15 protein-coding genes are annotated in these 16,923 nt (G+C 67.8%); 9 read left to right on the top strand and 6 right to left on the bottom strand.

Going from position 1 to position 16,923, the window contains the following annotated elements; translation table 11 throughout:
* Positions 1–5: 5 nt before the first annotated feature.
* From AB5J62_RS07545 to AB5J62_RS07530, 4 genes are read right to left on the bottom strand one after another with little or no spacing between them, the layout of a single operon-like run.
* Entirely contained in the window at positions 6–1,718 is a 1,713-nt protein-coding gene (locus AB5J62_RS07545) for an aminotransferase class V-fold PLP-dependent enzyme (protein WP_370947404.1), read from the bottom strand.
* Complete coding sequence (locus tag AB5J62_RS07540; RefSeq protein ID WP_370947403.1) at positions 1,715–2,485, bottom strand: amino acid ABC transporter ATP-binding protein; 771 nt, start codon at positions 2,483–2,485, stop codon at positions 1,715–1,717. The genes AB5J62_RS07545 and AB5J62_RS07540 overlap by 4 nt, the downstream gene beginning before the upstream one ends.
* Positions 2,478–3,353 (bottom strand): amino acid ABC transporter permease, encoded by an 876-nt coding sequence (locus AB5J62_RS07535; RefSeq protein ID WP_370947401.1) that lies wholly within the window; start codon positions 3,351–3,353, stop codon positions 2,478–2,480. Before AB5J62_RS07535 ends, AB5J62_RS07540 begins: the two co-directional genes overlap by 8 nt.
* A complete protein-coding gene (locus tag AB5J62_RS07530; protein ID WP_370947400.1) occupies positions 3,340–4,272 on the bottom strand; it encodes an ABC transporter substrate-binding protein in 933 nt (310 codons plus the stop codon). Before AB5J62_RS07530 ends, AB5J62_RS07535 begins: the two co-directional genes overlap by 14 nt.
* A 155-nt stretch (positions 4,273–4,427) precedes the next feature.
* Between AB5J62_RS07530 and AB5J62_RS07525 the strand changes: the two genes are divergently transcribed.
* Genes AB5J62_RS07525 through AB5J62_RS07510 form a run of 4 tightly spaced genes read left to right on the top strand, consistent with a single transcriptional unit; the run spans position 4,428 to position 7,237 of the window.
* Positions 4,428–4,661 carry a hypothetical protein gene (locus tag AB5J62_RS07525; RefSeq protein WP_370947399.1) on the top strand — a complete coding sequence of 78 codons (234 nt, stop codon included), beginning with the start codon at positions 4,428–4,430 and terminating at the stop codon, positions 4,659–4,661.
* A 20-nt stretch (positions 4,662–4,681) separates the two neighbouring features.
* Positions 4,682–5,515, top strand: a complete 834-nt coding sequence (locus AB5J62_RS07520) for an alpha/beta fold hydrolase (protein WP_370947398.1) — start codon at positions 4,682–4,684, stop codon at positions 5,513–5,515.
* Between the two features lie 46 nt (positions 5,516–5,561).
* Positions 5,562–6,815, top strand: a complete 1,254-nt coding sequence (locus AB5J62_RS07515) for an alginate lyase family protein (RefSeq protein ID WP_370947397.1) — start codon at positions 5,562–5,564, stop codon at positions 6,813–6,815.
* Between the two features lie 17 nt (positions 6,816–6,832).
* On the top strand, positions 6,833–7,237 hold the full coding sequence (locus AB5J62_RS07510; protein WP_370947396.1) for a PPOX class F420-dependent oxidoreductase: 405 nt from the start codon (positions 6,833–6,835) through the stop codon (positions 7,235–7,237).
* Positions 7,238–7,576: 339 nt separating this feature from the next.
* On the opposite strand, the gene AB5J62_RS07505 is transcribed toward AB5J62_RS07510, so the two are convergent.
* On the bottom strand, positions 7,577–8,740 hold the full coding sequence (locus tag AB5J62_RS07505) for a sensor histidine kinase (protein WP_370947394.1): 1,164 nt from the start codon (positions 8,738–8,740) through the stop codon (positions 7,577–7,579).
* A gap of 136 nt (positions 8,741–8,876) precedes the next feature.
* Here AB5J62_RS07505 and AB5J62_RS07500 point away from each other — a divergent pair, with 136 nt between their 5' ends.
* The gene (locus AB5J62_RS07500) at positions 8,877–11,618 is read left to right on the top strand and encodes an AAA family ATPase (RefSeq protein ID WP_370947393.1); all 2,742 of its coding nucleotides are present in this window, start codon (positions 8,877–8,879) and stop codon (positions 11,616–11,618) included.
* A gap of 46 nt (positions 11,619–11,664) precedes the next feature.
* On the opposite strand, the gene AB5J62_RS07495 is transcribed toward AB5J62_RS07500, so the two are convergent.
* Positions 11,665–12,876: a glycosyl hydrolase family 8 gene (locus AB5J62_RS07495; RefSeq protein ID WP_370947391.1), complete on the bottom strand. Its 1,212-nt coding sequence runs from the start codon at positions 12,874–12,876 to the stop codon at positions 11,665–11,667.
* Positions 12,877–13,085: 209 nt separating this feature from the next.
* Here AB5J62_RS07495 and AB5J62_RS07490 point away from each other — a divergent pair, with 209 nt between their 5' ends.
* The 4 genes from AB5J62_RS07490 to AB5J62_RS07475 are packed head-to-tail and all read left to right on the top strand — an operon-like array spanning position 13,086 to position 16,789.
* Positions 13,086–13,859, top strand: coding sequence for a heparin lyase I family protein (locus tag AB5J62_RS07490; RefSeq protein WP_370947390.1), 774 nt, complete (start codon positions 13,086–13,088; stop codon positions 13,857–13,859).
* Positions 13,860–13,884: 25 nt separating this feature from the next.
* The gene (locus AB5J62_RS07485) at positions 13,885–14,769 is read left to right on the top strand and encodes a LysR family transcriptional regulator (protein ID WP_370947389.1); all 885 of its coding nucleotides are present in this window, start codon (positions 13,885–13,887) and stop codon (positions 14,767–14,769) included.
* 56 nt (positions 14,770–14,825) lie between these two features.
* On the top strand, positions 14,826–15,887 hold the full coding sequence (locus AB5J62_RS07480) for a tartrate dehydrogenase (protein ID WP_370947388.1): 1,062 nt from the start codon (positions 14,826–14,828) through the stop codon (positions 15,885–15,887).
* Positions 15,884–16,789: an alpha/beta fold hydrolase gene (locus AB5J62_RS07475; protein ID WP_370947387.1), complete on the top strand. Its 906-nt coding sequence runs from the start codon at positions 15,884–15,886 to the stop codon at positions 16,787–16,789. The genes AB5J62_RS07480 and AB5J62_RS07475 overlap by 4 nt, the downstream gene beginning before the upstream one ends.
* Positions 16,790–16,923 lie beyond the last annotated feature (134 nt).

Here is a 16,923-nt window from a genome sequence, read left to right as displayed (position 1 = left end):
ACCCGCTAAGCCCGCGTCTCGTTCAGGTAGTTGTAGATCGTGTAGCGCGTGACGCCCAAATGCGCCGCCAGGCTGTCCACCGAGTCCTTGATCAGGAAGAAACCCGCCTCGTCCAGTTCGCGGACCACCGCGGCCTTGTGGACCTTCTTCATCAGGTCGACCGGGATCCCGGCCTTCCCCACCGCCCGTTCGATCAAGAACCGTTGCAGGCTGTCGACGTCCGGCGGGAACGTCTCCCGGGTCGCCGGGCCCAGCGCGGGTCCCGGCCGTTCGCTGTTGACGCACAAACAGCCCACCGCGACGCCGTTCTCGTCGCGCAGGAACATCGTCGACGAGCGGATCGGCCTGCCGTCGGGGCCGTGGGTCTCGTAGTCGGTCAGGTCCGAAGTCGTGCCCCGGCGCACCAAGCCCAGCAGCAGGTCCGTCATGGGACCACCCGCCGACCGGCCGGTCAGGCCGCCTGCGATGGCCACGATCGAGTCCGGCAGCCGCGCCAGATCGTGCAGCACCACCTCGTTGCCGGGCCCGAGCATCGTGGCCAATCCTTCGACCGCCGGGATCAAGGCGGTTAATAAGCCATGCGAAGCCTGAGAAGCCGCGAAAGAGACCGCATGCGAAGCAGGACGCGACAATCCGGCCAAAGCCGAACGCACCAAGAGAGCGGCGCTCGCCGGAGTCGAAGCGTGCGGTGACAAGCGGACGTGCTGTGGGCGGACCGTGCACGCGATGCCGTCGCCGGTCAGTGCCGCGCCGACGGCCTCCGCCGGGAAATCAGGCAAGGTGAAGGCCAGAATGCCCGCACGACGGTCGACCGCGGACACCACCGTTCCGCCGAGGGACAGCACCACTTCCTCGAGTTCGCCGACGCGCTCGGCGATGCGGCCCGCGATCGCCGCGACGCCTGCTTCCTCGACCAGCTCCAAACCAGCCGCGAACGCGCCGGAGGTGACCGGGCTGAGGTTGGTGATCGACCAGCTCGCGGCCGTCGACTCCGCCGGGTGGATCTCGTCGTCGAACAGGCCGGGATCGCGGGCGCCGGTCCAGCCGGAGAGCACGGGGTCCATGCGCTCCAGCGCGCGGTCCGAAAGGACCACGAAACCCGTGCCCCAGCCGGCGCGCAGCCATTTCTGGCCACCGACGACGAGCACGTCCGCGGCCTCCCACGGCGCCTCGATCACGCCGAAGCCCTGGATGCCGTCGACCACCAGCAGCCGATCGCCGATGACCTCACGGATGCCGCCGAGGTCAGCCCGGTAGCCCGTGCGGAAGTCGACCGCGCTCACCGAAACGACCGAAATATCCGGCGTCAGTGCCGAAGCGACCAGCGACGGCGTCACAGGACCGGCGTCCAGCGACCGCACGACCACCCGGCCCGCCTGCTCCGCGCGCGCCCATGGGTAGGTGTTCGCCGGGAACTCCGACGGTGAGACGAGCACCTCGCCCGACGAGTTGAAGGCGGCCTGAAAAAGGCCCGCGCTTGTGTTCGGCACCAGCACGACGTGGTCGGTGTCGCTGCTTGCCAAACGCGCTGCGGCCGCCTTCGCGCGCTGCTCCTGGCGCATCAGCTCGTCCACTGTGGACGCGCCGGCGCGAGTGGTCTCCTTGAGCAGCTGGGCCGTCGTGTCGAGCACCGCGTGCGACGGCGGGCCGAAGCGGGCGAAGTCGAGATAGGTGGACGGCTCGTCGAACTGGACCAGATAGTCCGGCGAGATCCTCATGCGGCGAGTACCCGCGCGAGGAACTGCCTGGTCCGCTCGTGCTTGGGCGCGACGAGCACCTCCGACGGCGGTCCCGTTTCGACGACCGCGCCGTCGGCTATGAAGACCACTTCGTCGGCGGCCTCGCTGGCGAAGCTCATCTCGTGTGTCACGACGACCATTGTCATCCCCTCCCCCGCGAGGTCACGCATCACCTCGAGCACCTCGCCGACCAGCTCCGGGTCCAGCGCGGACGTCGGCTCGTCGAACAGCATCAGCTTGGGCTTCATCGCGAGCGCACGCGCGATCGCCACCCGCTGCTGCTGCCCGCCGGAGAGCTGGGCCGGGAAGGCGTCGGCGCGGTGCGCCAGCCCGACCCGGTCCAGCAGCTCCATCGCCGACGCCCGCGCTTCCGCCTGCCGCACGCCCCGGACCCGCGTCGGCCCCTCGACGACGTTGTCCAGCACGCTGCGGTGCGCGAACAGGTTGAACCGCTGGAACACCATGCCGATGTCACGCCGCTGCCGCGCGACCTCACGCTCACGCAGCTCGTGCAGCTTCCCGCCGCGCAGCTGGAACCCGATCGGCTCACCGTCGACCCAGACCTGGCCGCCGTCGATCGTCTCCAAGTGGTTGATACAGCGCAGGAACGTGCTCTTGCCCGCACCCGACGGCCCGAGCAGGCAGACAACCTGTCCTTTGTGGACTTCCAGGTCGATGCCGCGCAGCACCTCGGTGTGCCCGAAACTCTTGCGCACGCCCACCGCGCGCAGCAACGGCTCAGACACTGGCCCTCCTCAACGGCGCGGTGCGCAGCGCCCTGCTCGCGCGCGACCACGGCCCCGAAGCGGTGCCCGCCTCGAACGACCGCTCCAGATAGTGCTGGCCGACCCCGGCGACGGTCACCACGACCATGTACCAGATCGCGGCCGCCAGCAGGGTCTCCATCACCAGCAGGTTGTGCGACGAGATGTTGTTGGCCGCGTGGATCAGTTCGGTCACGCCGATGACCGAAGCCATCGAGGTGCCCTTGAGCATGTTGATGAAGTCGTTGCCGGTCGGCGGGATGATCACCCGCATCGCCTGCGGCAGCACCACCCGCCGCAGCGTCGCCGCCGGCGTCATGCCGATCGACTTGGCCGCCTCGGTCTGTCCACTGTCGACACTGTTGAGCCCGGCGCGGACGATCTCGGCCATGTACGCGCTCTCGTTGAGCGCCAGCCCGAGCAGTGCCGCCACGAACGCGCTGATCAGCACGTTCGTCTGCTCGTGGATCAGGAACGGGATCGAGATGGTGTCGAAGACGAGCGCCAGGTTGTACCAGATCAGGATCTGCAGCAGCACCGGCAAGCCGCGGAACAGCCAGATGTAGCCGATCGCGAACCACCGCGCGACCGGGTTGGCCGAGCGGCGCATCAGCGCGACCACGATCCCGATGACGATGGCGCTGCCCTGCGCGATCACCGCGAGCACGACGGTGTTGAACAGGCCGACGGCCATCACCCGGTACCACAGGAACTCCGGCACCGAATCGTAGGAGATCTTGGCCTGCGCCAAGGCGAAACCCAGCGCGCCCAGCAGTCCGATGAGGACTATCCCGCTGATCCAGCGGCCCCAATGGCGCAGCCGGACGATCGGGTACTCACTGTCCGCCATTGAGCCCAGCCTGCTTCACCGCGCCCGACTGCACACCCCAGGCTTCGAGGATCTTGCCGTACGTCCCGTCCGCGATCAGCGCCTGCAGCGCGCCGCGCACGGCCTCGGAAAGTCCCTTGTTCTCCTTGTTGACGCCGATGCCGTACGGCCCGCCGTTGATCGGCTCGCCTGCCACGACGTCGAAGAACTGGCCATCACCCGCGGTCTTCGAGATGTAGACGGCACTGGGCAGGTCGTTCAGCAGCACCGCGACGCGGCCCGTGCGCAGCTGGTTCTGGTTCTGCGTGTCACTGTCGGTGGCCGTCGCGGTCACCGCCCCTTTGCCCGCCGCGACGCACTTGCCGCTCTGCTCCTCGGCGAACTTCTGGTGGCTCGTGCCCTGCACGACCGCGACCGCCTTGCCGCACAGCGAGTCCGGGCCCGCGATCCCGTCCGGGTTGCCCTTGCGGACCATCATGGTGATGCCGGACTGGAAGTAGTCCACGAAGTCGATCTGCTTCTGCCGCTCGGCGGTGTCGTTCATCCCGGCCATCGTCAGGTCGATCCGGCCGGACTGCAGGCTGGTGATCAGCGAGCCGAACGCCATGTCCTCGTGCGCCACGGTCAGGCCGAGTTTCGCGCCGATGGCCTTGGCGATGTCGACCTCGAAACCGATCGGGGTCTTCCCGTCGGCCGAGTAAAAGTTGTTGGGCGCCGACTGGATGTTCGACGCCAGTTTCAGCTTCCCGGCCTGCGTGATGGCCGCGGGAAGGCCACCCGCGAGCTGCGCGTCCTTCTGGACCGCTTTGACGATCGCGCTGGTGTCGGGAATCGGGCTCGACGAGGCCTGCGGGGGGCCACCTGCCCCGTCCGGGCCACCGCCACAGGCCGTGACCAGCGACGCCGCCGCGAGCAGCGCGCACCATCGGATTACTGACATGGCCACCTCCGGGGACTCGATGGCCGCAGACGCTACAACGGCGGGTTGAAGACGTCAACAAAATGTTGAATTCACCCATTCGGCAGACAGCGGCGCCCGGTTCGTGGTTGTTTGTCCGGGCACGTGTTCCACAAGAGAATCTGGGGATTCATCAAGTGAAGAAGAAGATCGCGGCCGCGGCCGTGCTGGGCGCGCTGGCGTCGACCATCGCGGTGGCGCAGCCCGCGAGCGCGGGCATCGACCCGAGGTACTACTACGAGTCCAGTCACCCGACTCCTGAGGACTGCACCATCACCGGCCGCTGGGGTCAGCAGAACGGACTGTGGTCAAAGTTCTTCTGCACGTCCGAGTACAACCCGTATGGCTGGGACCTCTACATCAAGAAGTAGCCCGCGATAGCGTGCGGGGTGTGACGGACCACCTGAGCATCCCGACACCCGCGGGAACCTTCGACGCGATCGCCGCCGGCCCTGAAGACGGCAGGCCCGTCCTGCTGCTGCACGGCTTTCCCGAGGCGGCGATCGCGTGGGAGGACGTGTTGTACCGCCTCGAACGCGAAGGGGTCCGCGCGGTCGCGCCGGACCAGCGTGGGTACTCGCCGGGTGTCCGTCCGGAGAACGCCGTCGACTACGGCATCGACGACCTGGTCGGCGACGTCATCGCGATCGCCGACGAACTGGGCTGGGGCCGGTTCGACCTGGTCGGCCACGACTGGGGCGCCGCCGTTGCCTGGCACACCGCCGACCAGCACCCCGACCGGCTGCGCACCCTGACGGCCGTTTCGACGCCACACCCCGCCGCGCTCGCCGAGGCGCACAAGACCGACGAAGACCAGCACATGCGGTCGCAGTACATGACCGAATGGCGGCAGGCGCGCACCACCGAGCGCAAGATGAGCGCGAACAACTTCGAGGCCATCCGGCAGATGTTCGACTACCGGGTCACCCCCGGCCGCGTCGCCGAATACATCGGGCGGCTGTCCGAGCCCGGCGCGCTCACCGCCGCGCTGAACTGGTACCGCGCGGGCAAACCACACGGCCGGATCGGCAAGATCGACGTACCGACGCTCTACGTGTGGAGCACCGAAGACGTCGCGTTCGGCTCGGTCGCCGCGCTGGACACGGAGAACTGGGTCAGCGCCGCGTACCGCTTCGAGATGTTCGAGGACGTCACGCACTGGGTCCTCGAAGAGGTCCCGGACGCCCTCACCGCGGTCCTTTTGGAACACCTCGCCGCGCACTAGGCTTCAGTTTCTCCGCCGCCGCCGAACCGTCGAAGGGTGATTCAGCGTGCGCAGATGGCTTCATGGGCTGCTGGCGGTGGCATTGACGGCGGGCCTCTTGCCCGCCGGAACGGCCGAAGCCGCCACGACCACGCCCAAAACGGTCGTATTGGACGGCGCCCAGCTCGTCCGGATCAAGCAGAAGCTGAACGGCAAACCCGACGCGGCGCTGAAGTCGGTGCTGGCGAAGGCTGACGGCTACCTCAAGCAGGGTCCGTGGTCGGTCACCAGCAAGAACCAGACCCCGCCCAGCGGCGACAAGCACGACTACATGAGCCAGGCGCCGTACTGGTGGGCGAGCAAGTCGAAGACGCCGGACAACCCCGAGGGCTGCCCCTACGTCTCGAAGGACGGCCAGCGCAACCCCGAGGCCGACGCGATCAGCGACCACACCACCCGCGCGCAGGCGTGGGAGGCGATCCCGCTGCTGGCGCTGGCCTGGTTCTACACCGGTGACGCGAAGTACGCGAAGCACGCCGAACTGGCCGTGCGCACGTGGTTCCTCAACGCGGACACCAAGATGAACCCGAACATGCGGTACTCGCAGCGGATCCCGTGCCAGAACACGGTCAAGGGCACCGGCATCATCGACTCCACGCAGTCGCTCAGCTCGGTCGTCGACGCGCTCGCGATCCTCGACTCCGGCGCGCCGGGGTGGACGTCGAGCGATCGCTCCGGCATGAAGACCTGGCTGACCACGTACCTGGACTGGATGACGAACAGCCCGCAGGCGAAGGACGAGCTGGCCGCCACCAACAACCACGGCACCTGGCTCGACATGCAGAACGCGACGATCGCGCTGTACATCGGCAAGACCTCGCAGGCGAAGGCGATCGTCGAGAGCGTCAAGACCAACCGCATCGCCAAACAGATCAAGTCCGACGGCAGCCAGCCGCTGGAACTGTCGCGGACGATGTCGTGGCACTACTCGAACTTCAACCTCGCCGCGCTCGGCCGCCTCGCCGAGATCGGCGACCACGTCGGCGTCAACCTGTGGAAGTACACCGCCCCCAACGGCGCCAGCCTGGTGAAGGCGGTCGACTTCCTCATCCCGGCCGCCGAAAAGGGCGCGCCGGCGTGGCCGTACCAGCAGATCAACACCTTCGACCGCTGGATCGCGATCGACATCCTGCACGCGGCCGCCGAGGAGGCGAACGACGCCAAGGCCGCGGCTGTGCTGCCCAAGGTCCCTTCGCCGCCGGTCGGTGACCAATGGCCGGTGCGACCCGCGGTGATCTCGCTGAATCTGCCGTCGAAGTAGCCCTTAGGGTGACTGTCATGGTCACCAATGGACAGGCCCCGACCGACGCACTGCGTGAATTCTGGAGCGAGCGGCACTTGTGCATGCTCACCACGCTCCGCAAGGACGGCACGCCGCACGTGGTGCCGGTCGGGGTCACCGTGTCCGAAGACTTCGCGACGGCCCGGGTGATCTGCCGCCGGGGCAGCGTCAAGGCCGCCAACGTCCGGCGGGGTGGCTTCGAAGGAGCCACCGTCGCGGTCAGCCAGGTCGAAGGGGGCCGGTGGTCCACTTTGGAGGGCCGCGCGGTCATCCGCGAAGACGCGGACTCCGTCAGTGACGCGGAAAACCGCTACGCCGTCCGGTACCACCGGCAGCCGACCCCGAACCCTGAGCGCATCGTCATCGAGATCACCCTCACCCGCCGCCTCGGCATGGCCTAAAGGGTCGTGAGTGGTATGGCCGGTTCTAACCGGTCTAAACACTCACGACCCCTTCATCGGCTGCCCCGTGCGTGTCCGGTCGTGGTCGGGCGTGGGTGAGGGCCTACTTCACTCGGATCCGTGGCGTGAGGGCCTAATTCGACCGTGTATTTAGCGATTTGGGTCCTTTGTGGACGTTAGCTGGGTTGCGATCGGTGGCCCAGTCTTCGCGAAACCCGAGTTTGGGCCAGTGGATGGCCCAAACTCGGGTTTCACGTGCTCACGCGTCGTTTGACAGCGCGGGTCAAGCCTTAACTGCCCGGCATTGGGTTCTAACCGGCGAAAACACTCACGACCCCTTCAGGCGGGTACCCAGAGCAGGACGCGGGTGCCGCGCCCCGGCGTCGAGTCGACGCGAGCGCTGCCCCCGACCTCCGCGAGCCTGGCCAGGATCGAGTTCGCGATGCCGAAGCCCGCTGGCCGGTCGGCCATGTCGAACCCGACGCCGTGATCCCGCGCGATGACCGCGACGCCGCCGTCGAGCTCGGTCACCCGCAGCACCGCTTCCTTGGTCCCCGCGTGCTTCATGGTGTTCTGCAACGCCTCGCGCGCCGCGTCGTGCAGCGCCGCGCCGACGGGCGCCGGCACGTCGGCGATCTCCGATTCGACCAGCTGGGCGCGCAGGCCCTGGCCCGCCATCTCGCCGACCAGGCTCCGCAACCGGGCGCACAGGCCCTCGGACGGCTCTTCGGATTCGTCGAGACTCCGGCGCAGCGCCATCGCCTGCTGCCGCGCGATCCCTCGCACCTCGGCGAGCCTGGCCGCCGGGTCGGCGCTGTCGCCTGGCGTCGAAAGCGCCAGCGTCTCCAGCACCTGCAGCACGGTGTCGTGCATCTCGCGGCGGTGGCGTTCCCGTTCTTCCAAGCGGCCGCGGGTGGCGAACGTGTCCGCGACCGACTGCAGCGAAGTGCCGATCAGCACCAGGCCGATCAGCGCGACGACCTCGCAGATCACCAGCGGCATCAGGCTGGCGCCGATCGACGCGAGCGGGATGAGCTCGCCGTCGTGCAGGATGGACATGATCATCAGCAGCGGCACGCTCGCCGCGACGAGCGCGGTGCCGCTGACCACGCCGCGCAGCAGCGTGCAGAGCGCGACCGTGCCGGCCAGGTACGCCCAGCTGATCCCCATCAGCACGGGGTACAGGTTCGGCGGTGACGTCACCGCGACGAAAATGTTGAGCACGACCGCGTGCACCACGTCGACCAGCGGCACCGCCGTCGGCCGCGCACGCATCCACATGGCGATGCCGACGTTGGCCGCGAGCAGCAGACCGCCGGTCGCCCAGAGCAGTATCGGCTCCCCCGACCCGTACACCGTCCTGATCGACCAGACGATCTGCATCATCGCCGCGATCCGGTACGCGATCGGCACCAGAGCCACGCAGCGTGCGATCACCGGCGACGACAAATCGACCGAAGTGCCGGTGAACAGCACTTTCGGCCGGAAGCGCGGACCCCTCACTAGACCCTCTCCCCGCCCCAGCCCGGACACCTCCCCGAACGGTTCCATCCTGCCGCGACGGGTGCCGGATTAGCATCGGTGTAAACCCTTAATCGGCTAAGCTCCTCCAGGTCGCGGCAGGGAGGGAGGCCCATCGGTGACCGTGGTGGATCTCGTCGGGCGCGCACGCGAGCTGGACACCATCGAAGCCGCTCTCGACGCCGTCGGTGACGGCACACTGACCCTCATCACCCTCTCCGGTGACCCCGGCCTCGGTAAGACGAGCCTGGTCAGGCACGCGTACGGCCAGGCACGCGGCCGTGGACTGGCCGTCGGCTACGGCACCGCCTCCGAGCTGGAGAAACACACGCCGATGCTGGCCGTCGGCGACGCGCTCGGTGAGGCCGTCGGCGCGTACGACGTGCTCGATCCGGCCGCGGCGCTGGACGACGACGGGGCGTTGCTGCGTTATCAGCACTACCGCAGGCTCGCCGCGATGCTCGACTCCGGCTTCCTGCTCTGCGTCGACGACGTCCACTGGTGCGACGGCGCGAGCGTCGAGTTCATGGAGCATCTGCTGCGCCGCCCGCCGCCCGCGGCGGGCGTGCTGCTGTGCGCGTGGCGGCCGCGTCAGCTGACCGATCGCGTCGCCGCCGCGCTCCAGGCCGCGCATCCGCGCTGGTCACGGCGTGAACTCGCGCTGAACCCGCTGACCGAGCAGGAGACCGCGCGGCTCGTGCCCGGCGGCGAAGCCGGACGGCTGCACGAGCTGACCGAGGGCAACCCGCTCTATCTGAACGCCTTGTTAAGCCTTGGCAAGGGCACCTGGACGAGCTGGGACACCAGCGCGGACGCGGTCCGTCTCGCCGTCGGCCGCGAACTCGCCGGACTGGCGCCGGAACACGCCGAGCTCGTGCGGACGGCGGCCGTGCTCGGCGATCCGATGACCATGGAAGACCTGGTCGCCGTCACCGGCTGGCAGCAGCAGGCCGTCGGCTCGGCGGTCGAGAAGCTCATCGAACGTGACCTGCTGCGCCCGCATCACAGCAGGCTGAACCTGCTCACCTTCCGGCATCCGCTGCTGCGCGCGCACCTGTACGACACGTCGAAGATCGAGTGGCGCCGCCAGGCGCACGCGAAGATGGCCGACACCCTTGGCAAGCGGGGCGAGAGCGCGGCGCGGCAGGCCGCGCACGTCGTCCATCACGCGCTGCCCGGCGATCTCGAAGCCGCCGAACTGCTCTACCGCGCGGCCACCGAGGTGCTGCACACGGCGCCGACGAGCACGATTTCCTGGTCGCGCGCGGCGTTGCGCTTGATAAGCGAGGGAGAGCTGACCCGCCGTCTCCTGCTGCTACTCGGCGAAGCGCTCAGTCTCGCTGGTAAGCCGGGCGCGGCGCTCGAGGTGCTGCTGCGGCTGCGCGCGGAGTCCGGCGAAGATGTCCTGTTCGACGTCCGCGTGGCGATGAACTGCGCGTTCCTCTATCGCGTGCTGGGCAACTATCCGCAGGCGATGACCGTGCTGGACGACAAGCTCACCGACGCCGTACCCCGGCTGCCCGCCGACGCGCCCGAACTGGCCGATCTGCACATCGAGCTCGGCACCGTGCTGCTGATGCTCGGCAATCCGCGGCGCGCGCGTGCCGAACTCCGTACCGCGCTGCGGATCGCGTCCGCGCATCCCGGCACCGAACGGCGGCTCTCCGCCTACGCGGCACTGGCGTTGGCCGACGCGTACGGCGGCAACGCCACACACCGCTCCCGTGCCCGCGCGGCCGATCTGGCGGACGAGCTGGCCGACGAAGCGTTCGGTCGTTGTCTCGACGCGATCGGGAAACTCAGCTGGGCCGAAGCGCTCACCGATCGGCCTGCGGACGCGATCAGGCACGTCACCCGCGGCATCCGGATCGCGCGGGTGGCCAAACAGGCCATGCAGCTGCCCTATCTGCTCACCTGTCTCAGTTACGCGCAATTGCAACTCGGCCGGGTCGCGGCGTCGCTCGCGACGGCTGAAACGACCGAGGAGACCGCGCTCGCGCTCGGTGACACCCAGTTCCAGGGCATGGCGCTGGCGTTGCGTGCCAACGCGGTGCTGGAGCACCAAGGTGCGGCGCAGGCGGCCATTCTGGCCAGTCGCGCCATGAAGCTGACCGAACCGCGCTCGTGGTGGGGTCAGGTCGCGGGCAGTATTCTCGCGAGAATCCGGCTGTACCAAGGACTTCCCGGTGAAGCGCTGGAGATACTGGAGCCACGGCGGCAGGTGATGGCCGCGCTCCCCTCGTGCAACGGTGCACAATGGATGTTCACCGCGGCCGCGGCCTCCGCCGCGCTCGGCGATCTGGAAGCCGCGCGGCAGTGGGCCCGCGACGCGCAGCGGTCCGCGGAGGTGTTCGGCTCACTGCTCCAACGTGGCCACGCGGACTTGGCGTCGGCACAGATCGTGGACCAGGAAGGGGATTTGGCGTCCGCGGTGGCCGGCGCGGCGTCCGCGGTGCGTAATTTCGCCGACTACGGCGCCGGCGTCGACGAGATCCAGGCCCGCCTGCGGCTCGGCGAACTCCTGATGAAACAAGACGATCTGGAAGGCGCGAGCCTGCAGTTCGCCACCTCGAAGAACTCCGCGGCCGAACACGAGGCGCACCGGCTGCTGCAACGGGCCGTCGACTTCGAACGCAGGCTCGCCGCGCGTCGCCCGAGGCTGTCGACGGACGCGCTGACCGACCGGGAGCGCCAGCTCGCCGAGCTGGTCGGCGAAGGCTTGAGCAACACCGAAATCTCGGAAAGGCTTTTCCTGAGCCGGAAAACCGTCGAAGCGCACCTCAGCCGGATCTACCGCAAGCTCCACATCAAGTCACGCTCGGCACTCGCGACCTATGTGACCCAACGAAAAGAGTCGTGAGTGGTATGGCCGGTTCTAACCGGCCATACCACTCACGACCTCATTTTCAGGGGGCGATGAAGTTACCGCTCAGGATGATGAGCACCTGGACGGTGATGCCCGTGCCGTAGTAGTCCGAGGAGTCCGGCGAGAAGCTGGTGATGCTGGTGAACAGCTTGTCCAGCCAGGCCTGGCTGCCCGGGTCCGTCATCGCCGCGACCGCGAACGGCGCGGTGAAGCACGGGTGCTTGTCGCTTTCGACCTTGGACCCGCTGAGCGAGTAGCCGCTGACGATCTTCGACGGGTCCCCGCCGGTGGTCGACTTGATCCAGGTGTTCATCTTCTTCACCTGGTTCACCGCGGCGCTGCCCTCGGCCGTGATGGCGTCGGCGCCGAGGCGCCACGGGTCACGGCAGGCGTTCCAGCTGTACTTGCCGTCGTTCGGGCCCTCGAGGAAGTTCGAGCCCGCCGGCTTCGGGGTGCTGTTGGTGTTCACCACGAAGTCGGGCAGCAGGCCAGTGCTGGAGGCGTAGGAAGACTGCAGCGAGGAAACCGCGCTTTCGTGCTTGCTGCGGATCGAGCCCCACGTCGAGTCGCCGGTGGCCTTTTCGAACGCGCGGAAGTGACCCGGCATCCAGTCCGACGAGCGCGAGCTGTTGGTGTACTTGCTGTCCGTCGCCCAGTCACCGAGGCGCATGAACTTGGTGCTGGAGTTGACTTCGCTCTTCTTGATGGCGTTGATGACCCGCACGGCTTCGGCCTTGTAGTTGTACGTGCCGCCGCTGCCCCACACCTTGTCCGCGATCAGCAGGCCGTACGCGATCTCCAGGTCACCGTCGGTCGCGGAGTCACTGCCGTTGACGCTCTTGCAGTTGCTGTCCTGCTCGGCGGCGTGCAGATCCTTGTTGTTGACCGAAGGACGGGACTTCACGAACTTCAAGATCCCGTCGAAAATCGCGTGCGCCTGCGAATCCTTGTTGGCCATCAGCGCCGCGATGGTCATGCCGTAGCCCTCGCCCTCGGCGACGAAGGAGTGATCGGCGTCCTTGGCCAGCACCGCGTAGGTCCCGGAACCGCATTTGGTGGTGAGGAAGTTCTTCTTCCAGAAGTCGTAGTACTTCATCAGCGCCGCGTCCTGCACCGCCTGCGAAGCGGACGGCCGGATGGTGCCGGGCACATAGGAACTCGCCTGCGTCGCGGCGGAGGCCCCTCCGGAAACTCCGACGAGTCCGGTCACCAGTGTGGCCGCGGTGGCCACCAAACCCAAAGTCTTTCTCATCGCTCTCCTCACCTCAGGACGGCTTTGTCAGTGGCGGCGACGAGGGGAAGCGTGACACGTGCGACACCGCGAATACAAGGGCGTTAGGAAACTTTCCTAACTATTACTCTCTGTGTGAACTGTTGCCGATCGAACCAGTCCGTTGGAGGATTGCCTCACCGCCGTCACCATCCCGCGCGCACCCGCGCGCTGAAGACCGCGGAGGTTCCATGTCCCCCATCAGCAGGCGTACCGCTCTCGGCGCACTCGCGGCCACTCCCTTGCTGCTCACCGCGCCACCGGCGTCGGCCGTGCGCAGCGTGTTGTGGACCGGAGATCCCGCACGAGGCACCAAAGTGTTCGACGGCCTGGAAACCGATCCCGGCAAGATCGGCGTCGCGGCGGACCCGCAAGGCAAGTACGGACAGTGTTTCCGTTACGACATCAACGACTGGGCCAACGGCAAGGAACGCTGCGAGACCCGCGGGCTGCGCAAGCCGGACGGTTCGGTGCTACGCATCGACAACTCGATGCTCGGCCAGACCCAGTACATCGGCTGGCGTTCGCTGTGGCAGGGCATCAACCCCAGCGACAAGTGGGTCGCGGTCTACCAGCTGCACATCTCCGGCTACGAATCCGGGAAGCCGCAGTCCGGGCCGTACGTGCTGCGGACGGTCGGCGACGGCAAGCTGAACTTCCAGCTCACCAACCCCAACGGGTCCAGCAAGCACATCTGGTCGATGAACTTCCCACTGAACTCGTGGAACAGCTTCGTCATCGGCTACAAGATCAGCAAGGGCAACGACGGCTGGACCGAGTTCTGGGTCAACGGCAAGCAGCAGACGTTCGGCAACGGCCAGACCCGGTACCCCGGCCCGACGATCTGGGGCGACCACCTCAACCACAAGTGGGGCATTTACCGCTCGGGCGGCAACAGTGGCAAAGCATCCGCCTTTCTCAACGGTGCCAAGCTCGGCACGACGTACGCTGACGTAGCACTCTGACGCGCTTGTGGGGGAGGTTGCTTCCGTGGAAGCCCGCCAGCTCGAGTACTTCCTGGCCGTGGTCGACCAGGGCGGGATCAACGCCGCCGCCCGCGCGCTGCACTTGGCGCAACCGTCGTTGTCACAGGCCATTCGCGCGCTGGAACGCGACCTCGGCAGCAACCTCTTCCACCGCGTCGGCCGCAAGGTGATGCTCACCGAAGCGGGCCACGCGCTCATCGAACCGGCCAGGCAGGTGGTGCACGGGATGGACTTCGCACGCGCCAGCGTCGAGTCCGTCGCGGGACTGACCACCGGGCGGGTCGAGATCGCGACCATGCCGTCGCAGTCGGTCGAACCGCTGAGCAGCATGATCAGCCGGTTCACCGCGCGGCGGCCCGGCGTCTCGGTGGTGGTGCGTGCCGCGTTCACCGCCAAGCACGTGATCGACATGGTCCGCACCGGGATCGCCGAGATCGGCATGCTCGGCAGCAGCGAGCCGACGACCGCGTCCGGCATCCTGATGACCCCGGTGAGCAAGCAGCGGTTCGTGCTCGTGGTGCCGCCGGACAACCCGTTCCCGGCAGGCGCCGCCGTCGGTCACGAACAACTTTCCGGCCAGCGGGTGATCGTCGGCCAGGAGGGCACCGGCATGCGCAGGCTGGTCGACGAGATCCGCGCGGCGGGCGTCGACCTGACAATCGCGATCGAAACCGAGTACCGCGAAGCCATCCTCCCCCTAGTCCTCAAGGGGGCCGGTATGGCCATCTTGACCGACGCCTGGACCACGCTCGCGGAGTCGGCCGGAGCCAAGGTTCTGCAGCTGGACCCGCCCGCGTACCTGCACATCGCCCTCGCGCGGCGGATCGGCCCGATCACACCGGCGGCCCGTGAATTCCTGTCAGCAGCGGTTGATAGGCCAAAGCTATAAGGGTTGTCGACTACTCGTCTTAGACGGACCGGTAACGCGCTGTTCAAACTCTCTTCATGACCCAGAACTTCCACATCGCCCTCATCCCCGGTGACGGAATCGGCCAGGAGGTCACTCCCGCCGCGCTCGATGTGCTCGACGTGGTCTGCAAGAAGCACGACCTGAACTTCACCTACGACGAGTTCGACTGGTCGTGCGAGCGCTACCTGCGTGAAGGCTCGATGATGCCCGCCGACGGCATCGACCGGCTCCGCGACCACGACGCGATCTTCCTCGGCGCCGTCGGCAGGCCGGAGGTGCCCGACCACCTCTCGCTCTGGGGACTGCTGATCCCGATCCGCCGCCGGTTCCGCCAGTACGTGAACCTGCGCCCGATCAAGGTGTTCGACGGCGTGGAGAGCCCGCTGCGCGCCGCGGTGCCCGGCGAGGTCGACTTCATCGTGGTCAGGGAGAACGTCGAGGGCGAGTACAGCGAGATCGGCGGGCGGCACAATCTGGGCCTGCCCGAGGAGATGGCCGTGCAGGAGGCCGTGTTCACCCGCGGCGGCATCACCCGGATCGTCGACTACGCGTTCGAGCTGGCGGCGCGGCGCAAAGGCAGGCTGATCTCGGCGACAAAGTCCAACGGGATCGTGCACACCATGCCGTTCTGGGACGAGATCGTGCGCGAACGGGCCGTCGAGTTCCCCGGGGTGCGGTGGAACCAGGAGCACATCGACGCGCTGTGCGCCAAGATCGTGCTGCATCCCGGCCGATTCGACGTGATCGTCGGGTCCAACCTCTTCGGCGACATCCTGTCCGACCTCGCCGCCGCCGTCGCGGGCAGCATCGGCATCGCGCCCGCCGGGAACATCAACCCCAGCCGCGAATTCCCGTCCATGTTCGAGCCGGTGCACGGCTCGGCGCCGGACATCGCGGGTCAGGGCATCGCCAACCCGCTCGGCGCGATCTGGGCGGCCGCGATGATGCTCGAGCACCTCGGGCTGCCCGCCGCGGCCGCCGACATCACCGACGCGATGGCGGCCGTGCTGGCCAAGACCGACCTGCGCACCCCCGACCTCGGTGGCACCGCGACGACCGCCGAGTTCACCGCGAAACTCGTGGAGTACCTGCGATGAGCGTGCCACTGCCCGCCTCGTTCACGCGGCGGTCGGTGGACGCCGACGGCGTGCGGATCACCACGGTCGTCGGCGGCGATGGTCCCCCGGTCCTGCTGCTGCACGGCTACCCGCAGACCCATCTGATCTGGCATCACGTCGCGCCGCTGCTGGCCGCCGAGCACACCGTGGTGCTGGCGGACCTGCGCGGCTACGGCGACAGCGACAAGCCACCGGCCGGCCCCGGGCACGCCGGCTACTCCAAACGCGTGATGGCGCTGGACATGGTGCGGGTGATGCGGGCGCTCGGCTTCGACCGGTTCGCCGTGCTCGGCCACGATCGCGGCGCCCGCGTCGGGCACCGGCTCGCGCTCGACCACCCCGGCGCGGTCACCGCGCTGGCGGTGCTCGACGTGGTGCCGACGTTGCACGCGTTCCAGCAGGCCGACACCCATTTCGGGCTCGGCTACTACCACTGGTTCTTCCTCGCGGCCGGCGACGGGATCCCCGAGCGGCTGATCGGCAACGACCCGGAGTTCTGGGTGCGGTCCAGAATGGAGGCACGCCATCACGGTGGCGTGCCGTTCGACCCGGCCGCGATGCGCGAGTACGTGCGCTGCTTCTCCGACCCGGCCGCCGTCCACGCGTCCTGCGAGGACTACCGCGCGGCCGCCTCGATCGACCTGGAGCACGACGACGCGGACGCCGCGCAGGGTCAGCTGGTCACCTGCCCGATGCTGGCGCTGTGGGGCAGGCACAGCTTCGTCGGCCGCACCTACGACGTGGTCGACGTCTGGCGCGACTACGCCGTCGACGTGCAGGGCTACGCCTTGCCGTCGGACCACTACGTGCCGGAGGAGGCGCCGCTCGAACTCGTGAGCGCCTTCCAGGCGTTCTTGGCCACGGTCGTCGCGCCCTGCTAGCCTCGGGTGTCACTACTGGGGTAGTCGCGCTTTACCGGGAATCGGCATCTTTTTCAGCATCGAAAAAGGTCGCCGATTTTCTGGTGCGCGAGGAAAATCTGGGGACTTGATGAGACAGACACGTACTGGCCGTT

The organism is Amycolatopsis sp. cg5, from assembly GCF_041346955.1.
In the GTDB taxonomy this organism is placed as follows: domain Bacteria; phylum Actinomycetota; class Actinomycetes; order Mycobacteriales; family Pseudonocardiaceae; genus Amycolatopsis.
Note: the sequence above shows the minus strand (reverse complement) of the source record. Positions and strands in the feature narration are given on the sequence as shown.